This window comes from Streptomyces sp. NPDC001568, assembly GCF_042893755.1.
Lineage (GTDB): Bacteria > Actinomycetota > Actinomycetes > Streptomycetales > Streptomycetaceae > Streptomyces.
Genome location: NZ_JBIAVF010000022.1, coordinates 135,989 through 147,585, shown reverse-complemented (window position 1 = coordinate 147,585; position 11,597 = coordinate 135,989). Strand labels below are relative to the sequence as shown.

Here is an 11,597-nt window from a genome sequence, read left to right as displayed (position 1 = left end):
TTCGATGGAGACATCGGATCGGGCATCAAGGTCAGGCTTTTCCGAATTCGTTGTTGATGATGTCGAAGAGGTCTTCGGCGGATGCCGATTCGATGACCGTTTCCTCGTCCTCCAGGGCGAGCGCGGCGCGTTCGGTCCTGTTCCAGTTCGCCAGGAGCGCTTCGAGCCGTGCCGTGACGCGGGCGCGTTCGGCGGCGTCCTCCTCGGGGACCGACGAGAGGACGAACTCCAACTTGTCGATCTCCGCGAGGGCCGGGAGCACGGGCTCCGCGTCCCCACCGAGGAGTTCCGCGCGGATGTGCGCGGCCAGGGCGGCGGGTGTCGGGTGGTCGAAGACGAGGGCCGCGGGCAGCCGCAGTCCGGTGGCCGCGCCGAGGCGGGTCCGCAGTTCGACGGCGGTGAGGGAGTCGAAGCCCAGCTCCTTGAAGGCCCGGCCCGCCTCGACCGTGCCGGCCCCGTCGTGCCCGAGGACCGCCGCGACGTGCGTACGGACCAGGGTGAGCAGGGTCCGTTCGGCCTCGTCGGGGCTCGCGCCCCGCAGCTCGGCCAGCAGCCGGTCGACGGCGTCGGCGGAGCCGTCGCCGCCCGTGCCCGCAGCGTGCTCGTCCGCGTCGAGTACGCGGCGCACCTCGGGGAGGTCGGCGATGAGCGGACGCGGCCGGGAGGCCGTGAACGCCGGGACGAACAGGTCCCAGTCGACGTCGACGACCGTCACCGTGGTGTCGCCCGCGTCCAGCGCCTGCTGGAGTGCCGCGATCGACCGCTCGGGCGCCATCACCGGCAGACCGCGGCGCCGGAGTTGCCCGGCGGCCTCGTCGTCGGCGACCAGCCCGCCCTCGCCCCACGGACCCCAGGCGACGGCCGTGGCCGTCAGCCCGCGGTCGCGGCGCCGCTGCGCCAAGGCGTCGAGATGGGCGTTGGCCGCCGCGTAGGCGCCCTGGCCGCCGCTTCCCCACACTCCGGCGATGGAGGAGAACAGGACGAAGGCGTCCAACTCCGTGTCACCGAGCAGTTCGTCGAGGTGTTCGGCCCCGGAGACCTTCGCGGCGAGCACCGCGGCGACCTCGTCCGGTCCGGTTTCGGCGAGCGGCGTCAACTGGCCGACGCCCGCCGTGTGGAACACGGCGGTGAGGCCGGGGCCGGTGGTGTCGTCACGGAGCCCGGTGAGGAGCTCGGCCACGGACCACCGGTCGGTGACGTCGCAGGCGACGGCCGTTGCGCGGGCGCCCAGTTCGGCGAGTTCCGCGACCAGGGCCGAGACGCCGGGCGCCTGCGGTCCGCGCCGCCCGGCCAGCACCAGGTGCTCGGCGCCGTGCGCGGCCAGCCAGCGGGCGACGTGCGCACCGAGCGCACCCGTCCCGCCGGTGACCAGCACGGTGCCGCGGGGCCGCCACGGCGCCCGCGCCGACCCCGTGGCGCCGGCCGGTGTGGTGCTGTCCGGTGCGGTGCTGTCCGACGAGGCGGCGTGCTCGATGCGGCGTACGAGGAGACCGGCGGAGCGTACCGCGATCTGGTCCTCGTGGGCGTCCCCGCCTGCTCCAGCGAGTACGGAGAGCAGTTGGTCGAGCGTCCGTCCGTCCACGCGGGCGGGCAGGTCCACCAGACCGCCCCAGCGCTCGGGGTGCTCCAGCGCGACCACCCGGCCGAGCCCCCAGACCTGTGCCTGCGCGGTACTGCGCAGCCGGTCGGCGAGGCCGGCCGACACGGCACCTGAGGTCACGCACCACAGCGGTGCGTCGACTTCGGCGTCCCCGAGGGCCTGTACCAGGGTCCCGGTCAGCAGCAGCCCTGTCGGCGCCGCCGGATGGGTCGGGTGGGGGGCTTCGGCGAGTGCCAGCAGGGAGACCACGCCGTCGGCCCGGTCCCCGGCGAGCGCCGAACGCAGCCGATCGGCCACGGCGGTACGGCCGCTCTCCGCGGGGTCGAGGGCGACGTCCCGTACGTCGACGCCCTGCGCCCGGAGCGCGTCCGCGATACCGGGGATACCGGACGGTCCGGACCCGTCGCCGGGCGCCGCGGTGACGACCAGCCAGGTTCCGGCGGGGCGGGCGGCGGTGTCCGGGGCCGCCAGCGGCTTCCAGGTGACCCCGTACCGCCAGGTGTCGACGACGGACCGCTCCGTGCGCCGGCGCCGCCAGGCGGACAGCGCCGGCAGCAGGGCGCTCAGCGGCTGGTCGGCGTCGATGTCCAGGGCGGTGGTGAGGGCGGCGAGGTCATCGTTCTCGACGGCCTCCCAGAACGGGGCGTCGGCCACACCGCTCCCGACGCCGCCGGCTGCCACCGCCGCGGGGCGGGAGGCCTCCTCCAGCCAGTAGCGCTTGCGCTGGAAGGCGTACGTCGGCAGGTCGACGCGTCGGGGCGCGACAGCTGTTCCGGTACCTGTACCTGTACCCGTACCCGTACGCGTACCTGTGCCCGTGCCCGTGCCCGTGCCCGTTCCGGAGAAGTACGCCGTCCAGTCGATGGTGACGCCGTGGACATGGGCCTGGGCGAGGGCGGTGACGAGGGCCTCGACCTCGGCACGGCCCTTACGAAGGGCGGGCACGAACGTGGCCGCCCCCGTGGCCGCCCCGACAGTCGATCCGTCGGTGACGCAGTCCTGGGCGAGGGCCGAGAGCACCCCGTCCGGGCCGAGTTCGACGTACGTGGTCACGCCGGCGGCTTCCAGTGTGCGGACCCCGTCGAGGAATCGAACCGCTTCGCGGACGTGCCGTACCCAGAAGTCGGCCGAACCCATCTCGTCGGTGATGAGGGCGCCGGTCAGGTTGGACACGATCGGGAGGCGCGGCGGTTCGAAGGTCAGCCCCTCGACCACCTTCCGGAAGTCGGCCAGCATGCCGTCCATGTGCGGCGAGTGGAAGGCATGGCTCACGGTCAGCCGCTTGCTCTTGCGCCCGGTGAGCGAGGCGACGATCGCCACCGCCGCGTCCTCGTCGCCGGCGATGACGACGGCCTGCGGCCCGTTGATCGCGGCGATGCTCACCCGATCGGTGAGCAACGGCAGGACCTCGTCCTCCGACGCCTGGACGGCGATCATCACGCCACCGGCCGGCAGCGCCTGCATCAACCGACCACGCGCCGCGACCAGCACACACGCGTCGTCGAGGGTGAGAACACCGGCCGCGTGCGCGGCGGCGATCTCACCGATCGAATGACCGGACAGGAAGTCCGGCCGCACGCCCCACGATTCGAGCAGCCGGAACAGCGCCACCTCGACCGCGAACAACGCCGGCTGAGTGAACCGCGTCTCGTCCAGCAGAGCCGCATCCGAGCCGAACAGCACGTCCCGCAGCGGGAGTTCCAGCAGTGCGTCCATGCGGGCGCAGATCGCGTCCAACGCGTCCGCGAACACCGGATAGGCGTCGTACAGTTCGCGCCCCATACCCAGCCGCTGGCTGCCCTGACCGGTGAAGAGAAAGGCGACTCCGCCTGTGGATGCCGTCCCACGCACCGAGCCGGCCGACTGCTCACCGGCCGCGAGGGCCTTCAGAGCGGCCTGGAACTCCTCCCGGTCCTGCGCGATGAGCACGGCCCGGTGTTCGAGCATCGACCTGGACGTGGCCAAGGAGTGCGCGACGTCCGCCGGTTCGAGCGATTCCTCCGACGCGATCCACGCCGCCAAGCGCTCGGCCTGAGCGCGCAGGGCCGCGTCCGTCTTCGCCGACAGGATCCACGGCAGGGTGCCGGTCAGTCGCTGCGGGAGGGCCGGAGGCTGCTCGTCCTGGTCGTCCGGTGCCTGCTCGATGATCGTGTGCGCGTTGGTACCACTGAACCCGAACGAGGAGATACCGGCACGACGCGGCCGGCCGGTCTCCGGCCAGGCCCGCTGCTCGGTGAGGAGTTCCACATCACCCGCGGTCCAGTCGACGTGCGGGGTCGGCTCGCCCACGTGCAAGGTCTGCGGAAGCACCCCATGCCGCATGGCCAGCACCATCTTCATCACACCCGCGACACCCGCCGCGGCCTGCGTGTGCCCGATGTTCGACTTGATCGACCCCAGGAACAGCGGCTGGTCCTCGAAGCGCTCCTGCCCGTACGTGGCCAACAACGCCTGCGCCTCGATCGGGTCCCCGAGCATCGTGCCCGTGCCGTGCGCCTCCACCGCGTCCACCTCGGCCGCCGACAAACCGGCACCGGCCAGAGCCGCCCGGATCACCCGCTGCTGCGACGGACCGTTCGGCGCCGTCAAACCATTGCTCGCACCATCCTGATTGATCGCCGAGCCACGAATCACCGCCAACACCGGATGCCCGTTGCGCCGCGCATCCGACAGCCGCTCCACGAGCAGCATGCCGACACCCTCGCCCCAACCCGTACCGTCCGCGTCGGCCGCGAAAGCCTTGATCCGACCATCGGCGGCCAACCCACGCTGACGACTGAAGTCGATGTACGCACCCGGCGACGACATCACCGTCACACCACCGGCCAGCGCCATGCTGCACTCACCGTTGCGCAACGCCTGCACGGCCCAGTGCAACGCGACCAACGAAGCCGAGCACGCCGTATCCACCGTCACCGCCGGACCTTCGAGCCCGAACGCGTACGAAAGGCGACCCGATACGACACTCGCCGCGTTACCGGTGCCGAGGAAGCCCTCGATGCCGTCCGGAAGGGCTTGGAGCATGGAGCCGTAGTCCTGGCCGTTGGTTCCGACGAAGACGCCGGCCTGACTGCCACGCACAGCGGCCGGGTCGATGCCCGCCCGCTCGAACGCCTCCCACGTCGTCTCCAACAACAACCGCTGCTGCGGATCCATCGCCAGCGCCTCACGCGGCGAAATCCCGAAGAAGTCCGCATCGAACTCGGCAGCGTCGTAAAGGAAGCCACCCTCACGGGCATAGAACGTGCCCTGCTGATCCGGATCCGCACTGTAGAGCCGCTCCAGATCCCAACCACGATCCACCGGGAACTCACCGATGGCGTCACCGCCGCTCGACAGCAACCGCCACAGATCCTCCGGAGTACGCACCCCACCCGGGAACCGGCAACTCATCGCCACGATCGCGACCGGATCATCGTCGACCGCCACCACCACCGGACCCGCGATCTCCACCCGCGTACCCAGCAGTTCATCCCGCAGGAAAGCGGTCAGCGCGGAAGCCGTCGGGTAATCGAAGATCAACGTCGCCGGCAACGTCACACCCGTCACCGCACCAAGCCGGTTACGCAGCTCAACCGCCGTCAACGAGTCGAACCCCAACTCCTTGAAAGCCCGCTCGGCGCCCACGGCCTCCGAACCGTCGTGCCCCAGAACCGCCGCGACCTGCGCACGCACCAGAGCGAGCAACTCCCGCTCCAACTCCACCGCACCGAGACCGGAGAGGCGTTCGGCCGGCGAACCGGCCTTCTCGGAACGGTTGGCAGCGGTGGAGCCGGTGACCCGGGTCTCCGGCAGCTCGGCGAAGAGATTGCTCGGACGCACGACGGTGAACGCGGGACCGAAGCGCTCCCAGTCCACGTCCGCCACCAACAGAGCAGCAACATCACTCGACGCCGACACACTCTGCCGCAGAACAGCCATGGCCGTGTCCGGCGCCATCGGCGGCAGACCCTCACGACGCATCCGGGCATCCATCGCCTCGTCGGCCGCCATACCGCCATCGGCCCAGGGACCCCAGGCCAGGGAGGTCGCGACCAGACCGGCCGCCCGACGCTGCTCGGCAAGCGCATCCAAGTAGGCATTCGCAGCCGCGTAGTTGGCCTGGCCGGCGGAGCCGGTCATGCCGCTCATCGAGGAGAAGAGTACGAAAGCGGAGAGCTCGATGCCGAGCTCGACGGTCAGCTCGTGCAGGTTGAGCGCGGACGTCGCCTTGGCCCGCAGCACCGACTCGAACCGCTCCGACGTCAGAGCGTCCAACACCCCGTCGTCCAGGATCCCGGCCGTGTGCACGACCGCCGTCAGCGCGTCGGCCTCGGTGGCCAACAGCGCACGCAACGCATCCCGGTCGGCGGCGTCACACGCCACCACGGACACCTCCACGCCCGTCTCCGACAACGCGGCCACCAGCTCGGCTGCGCCGGGAGCGTCCGCGCCCCGGCGGCTGGTCAGCACCAGACGCTCCGCGCCGGCCTCGGCCAGCCACCGCGCGATCCGACCACCCAGGGCGCCCGTACCACCGGTCACCAGCACCGTCCCGGACGGCGTCCAGGACTGGTCGCCCTGAACGGCGGCGGCACGGACCAGGCGGCGACCGAAGACCCCGGAGGAACGCACCGCGACCTGGTCCTCACCGGCGGAACCACCGGCCAACACACCCGCCAACCGGCCCATCGCCCGCTCGTCCCACACCTCGGGAAGATCGACCAGACCACCCCAACGCTCGGGCACCTCCAACGCTGCGACCCGACCCAGACCCCACACCTGCGCCTGAACCGCCGAGACCAGCCGGTCCGAACGACCCACACTCACCGCTCCACGGGTCAGGCACCACAGCGGCGCCCCGACCCCTGCATCGCCCATGGCCTGCACCAGTGCTGCCGTGGCAAGCACGCCGGTGGCCTCGTCCAGGCCCAGCAGCGACACCAACCCGCCGACAGGTCCGGAGGCGGAACCGGCGACGGCCTCGGCCAGCAGCCCGGCCAGCGCGGCCCGGTCGGTACCGGCCTCGACCACGACCCGGCGCACCTCGGCGCCGCGCCCGGTCAGCGCGCCCACCACAGCCGCGTCGTCCATGCCCTCGGCGGGCACCACGAGCAGCCACGGACCGGACAGCCCCGCACCGGCCACGGAATCCTTCAGCGGCTTCCACGTCACCCGGTACCGCCAGGCATCCACATCGGACCGGGTTCGCAGGCCGCGACGCCACGCCGACAGGGCGGGCAGGGCCGGCAGGACCGTGTCCCATGCGTGCTCGTCGTTCAGGTCCAGTGCGTCGGCGAGCGAGTCCAGGTCCTCGCGTTCCACCGCGTCCCAGAAGCGGGAGTCCACGTCGTCGGCGACACCCTTGCGGGACGCCGACGGCATCTCCAGCCAGTAGCGCTGCCGCTGGAAGGCGTACGTCGGCAGCTCCACGCGCCGGGCACCCGTACCGGCGAAGAACGTCGACCAGTCCACCTCAACACCACGCACGTGCACCTGGGCGACAGCGGCGACCAGCGTCTCCGCCTCGCCGCGCGCCGCACGCAGAGCCGGCACGAGGACGGCATCCGTGTTATCGGTCAGGCAGTCCCGCGCGAGTGCGGACAGAACTCCGTCCGGGCCGAGTTCGACGTACGTCGTCACACCCGCGGCTTCCAGGGCCCGCACGCCGTCGAGGAAACGCACGGCTTCCCGGACGTGCCGCACCCAGAACTCGGCCGAGGCCATCTCGTCGGTGACGAGGGCGCCGGTCAGGTTCGACACGATCGGGATGTGCGGGGTCGCGAACGACAATCCCTCCACCACCTGGCGGAAGTCGTCCAGCATGGCGTCCATGTGCGGCGAGTGGAACGCGTGACTAACCGTGAGGCTCTTGGTCTTCCGGCCGGCGAAGGATTCGGCGATGGCCACCGCGGCGTCCTCATCGCCCGCGATCACGACCGACTGCGGGCCGTTGACGGCGGCGATGCTCACCCGGTCGGTCAGCAGCGGCAGGACCTCGTCCTCCGACGCCTGAACGGCGATCATCACGCCACCGACCGGCAGCGCCTGCATCAGGCGACCACGAGCCGCCACCAGGGCGCACGCATCATCCAGCGACAACACACCCGCCACATGCGCGGCAGCGATCTCACCGATGGAGTGCCCGGATACGAAGTCGGGCTTCACACCCCACGACTCGATCAGCCGGAACAGCGCGACTTCGACGGCGAACAGGGCCGGCTGGGTGAACCTCGTCTCGTCCAACAGGTCGGCATTCGATCCGAACAGCACTTCCTTGAGCGGCAGTTCGAGCAGCGAATCAAGCTGCTCGCACGCCGCGTCCAGGGCGTCCGCGAACACCGGGAAAGCTTCGTACAGTTCGCGCCCCATGCCCAGACGCTGGCTGCCCTGACCGGTGAACAGGAAGGCGATCTTGCCGCCGGCAGGTGATCCTTCGATCAGCGCGCCCGTCGATCGGCCTTCCGCGAGTGCGGCGAGACCGGCCAGGAGGCCCTCGCGATCTCCGGCGATCACGGCCGCGCGGTCCTCGAACGAGGCCCTGCCCGTCGTCAGCGACCACGCCACATCGGCCGGACGCGCGTCCGGCGTGGACAGGACGTACGACCGGAGCTGACGCGCCTGCGCCTGGAGCGCCTCCGCACCCTTCGCGGAGAGCGTCCACGGCACGACCGGCAGCAGCGCGTCCGACTCCGCCCCCGACTCGATCTCAAGAACGGACGGTTGCTCGATGATGGTGTGGGCGTTGGTGCCGCTGATGCCGAACGAGGACACGCCCGCCCGACGCGGACGGCCGGTCTCCGGCCACTCCAACGCCTCCGTCAGGAGACTGACCTCACCAGCCTCCCAATCGACCTGCGACGACGGCGCGTCCACATGCAGCGACTTCGGCAGCACACCATGCCGCATCGCCATGATCATCTTGATGACACCGGCCACACCCGCAGCCGCCTGCGTGTGCCCGATGTTCGACTTGATCGACCCCAGGAACAACGGCCGACCCCCGGCCCGCTCCTGCCCGTACGTCGCCAGCAGCGCCTGCGCCTCGATCGGGTCCCCCAACCGGGTACCCGTACCGTGCGCCTCCACCGCGTCCACATCCGCAGCCGACAGACCCGCACCGGCCAACGCCTCACGGATCACCCGCTGCTGCGAAGGCCCGTTCGGCGCCGTCAACCCGTTGCTCGCACCGTCCTGGTTGACCGCCGAACCCCGCACCACCGCCAGGATCCGATGCCCGTTGCGCACCGCGTCCGACTGACGCTCCACGAGCAACATGCCCGCGCCCTCGGCCCACCCCGTACCGTCCGCACCGTCCGCGAAGGACTTGCACCGACCATCGGAGGCCAGACCACGCTGACGACTGAAGTCGATGAACGTCTCCGGCGTCGCCATGATCGCCACACCACCGGCCAGCGCCATGTCGCACTCACCCTGCCGCAACGCCTGGATCGCCCAGTGCAGCGCGACCAACGACGACGAACAAGCCGTGTCCACCGTCACCGCCGGACCCTCAAGCCCGAAGGCGTACGAGACGCGGCCCGAGGCGATGCTGCCCGAGATGCCGGTGCCGAGATAGCCCTCGACGCCTTCGGGCAGCGCTTCGCCGTTTCCGAAGCCAGTGGCGTAGTCGTGGTACATGACGCCGGCGAACACGCCGGTCCGGGTGCCACGCATCGAGGTCGGGTCGATCCCCGCACGCTCGAACGCCTCCCACGACGTCTCCAACAGCAACCGCTGCTGCGGATCCATGGCCAGCGCCTCACGCGGCGAGATCCCGAAGAACGACGGATCGAACTCCGCCGCATCATGCAGGAACCCACCCTCACGCGTGTACGACGTACCCGCGTGATCCGGATCCGGGTGATACAGCCCCTCCACGTCCCAACCACGATCGGTCGGGAAACCCGAGATCCCGTCGCCACCCGAGGAGACGAGCTGCCACAGGTCCTCCGGCGTCCGCACACCGCCCGGGAACCGGCACCCCATCCCCACGATCACGATCGGGTCGTCCGTAACACCGATGACCGGCCGGCTCGGCGCCATCCGCTGTCCACGTCCGCCGTCCTGGTCGCCGGGGCCGGCGGTCACTCCCAGCTCGCTCAGCAGGTGGCGGGCCAACACCACGGGAGTGGGGTAGTCGAAGATCAGTGTCGGCGGGAGCCGCAGACCCGTCTCCGCCTTCAGCACGTTGCGCAGTTCCACCGCCGTCAGCGAATCGAAACCGAGATCCCGGAACGCCCGCTCGGCATCCACCGCCTCAGCACCCGTGTGACCGAGCACCGCGGCCACCCGACCGCACACCAGCTCCAGCAACACACCCTCATGCTCCGCAACCGGCAACCCGAGCAGCCGCGCCACCAACGGCGAGGACCCGGCATCAGCCACCCCACCACCACGCCGCTCGACCATCCGCCGCGCCGGCACCCGCACCAAACCACGCAACAACGCCGGCACCGAACCCGCGGACACCGCCTGCGCACGCAACACCGACACATCCAGATGCATCGGCACCAACACCGCCGCATCCATCCCCACCGCCACATCGAAGAGCCCAAGCCCTTCGTCGGCGGCCAGCGCGGCAACGCCCTCACGGGCGATGCGGAGCAGGTTGGCCTCGTCGAGGCTCGCCGCCATACCGGCGGCGCCACCGGCCTGCGGGGCCCACAGACCCCAGGCGAGCGCGGTGGCCGAAAGACCCTCGGCACGACGCTGCTCGGCCAGGGCCTCCAAGAAGGCATTGGCCGCCGCATAGTTCGCCTGCCCGGCCGCACCGAACGCCGCAGCCGCACCCGAGAACAGCACGAACGCCGACAGATCGAGTTCGCGGGTGAGTTCGTGCAGGTTCCAAGCCGCGTCCACCTTCGGACGGAGCACCTTCGCCACCCGCTCCGGAGTCAGCGACGCCAGCACGCCGTCGTCCAGCACACCCGCGGTGTGCACCACGGCCGTGAGCGGGTGTTCCACCGGTACGAGGTCCAACAGGCGGGCGAGCGCGTCCCGGTCGGCGATGTCGCAGGCGACGAGTTCGACGTCAGCGCCCAACTCCACCAGCTCGGCGACCAGTTCATCGGCGCCCTGCGCCGCCGGACCACGACGACTGGTGAGCAGCAGACGCCGCACCCCGTACGCGGTCACCAGATGGCGGGCGAACAACCGGCCCAGACCGCCCGTGGCACCGGTGACGAGCACGGTGCCCGACGGGTCGCCCAGGCTGATCCGGGTCTCCGAAGCAGCGTCCACCGACGGCACGCGCACCAGGCGCGGCACACGCACCACACCACCCCGGACCGCCAACTCCGGCTCCCCGGACGCCAACGCGGCGACGATGCCAACCGTCGACACCCCGTCCACGTCCACGTCCACGTCCACGTCCAGCATCACGAGCTGGCCGGGATTCTCCGACTGCGCCGACCGCAGCAAGCCACGCACCGCGCCACCCGCCAGATCCCGCACACCCTCCCCCGCACCAACGGACACCGCACCCGACGTCACCCACACCAGACGAGTAGCCGCGAACCGGTCGTCCGCCAACCACCCCTGCACCACCTCAAGCGCACCGTTCACCGCCGCATGGACGGACCCCACGGAGTCGGCCCCTGCGGCGGACGGCTGTACGAAGACCGCGTCCGGAGCCGGCTCCCCCGCGTCCAGCGCCGCACGCAACGCGTCGGCGTCCGCGTATTCGGTGACCTGCGCACCCGTGCTGCCCAGTCCGAGTTCGTCACGGCCCAGGACGACCCAACGAAGGTCGCCGGTCCCAGCAGCCGCGGCGGGCGCGGGCACCCATTCGACGCGGAACAGGGACTCGACATGACCGCCGGACGCGGCGTTGACCTGCTCGGCCGAGGCCGGCCGCAACGTCAACGACTCCACCGCCGCCACCGCCCGCCCGGACTCGTCCGCGACCAGCAACGCCAACGTGTGCGGATCCTCCACGGACACCGGCGTCAGCCGCATCCGCAGCGACGACGCACCCGCCGCGTACAACGAAACTCCGGCCCACGAGAAGGGAAGC

1 protein-coding gene (cut by a window edge) is annotated in these 11,597 nt (G+C 71.0%); it reads right to left on the bottom strand.

Annotation, left to right across the window (positions count from 1 at the left end):
- Nucleotides 1-31: 31 nt before the first annotated feature.
- Nucleotides 32-11,597, bottom strand: partial view of a type I polyketide synthase gene (locus ACFY0I_RS33360; RefSeq protein WP_388902762.1) — the 3' end only. It continues 23,069 nt past the right edge of the window; 11,566 of the gene's 34,635 nt are visible here — the last part of the coding sequence; the start codon falls outside the window, past its right edge; the stop codon is at nt 32-34.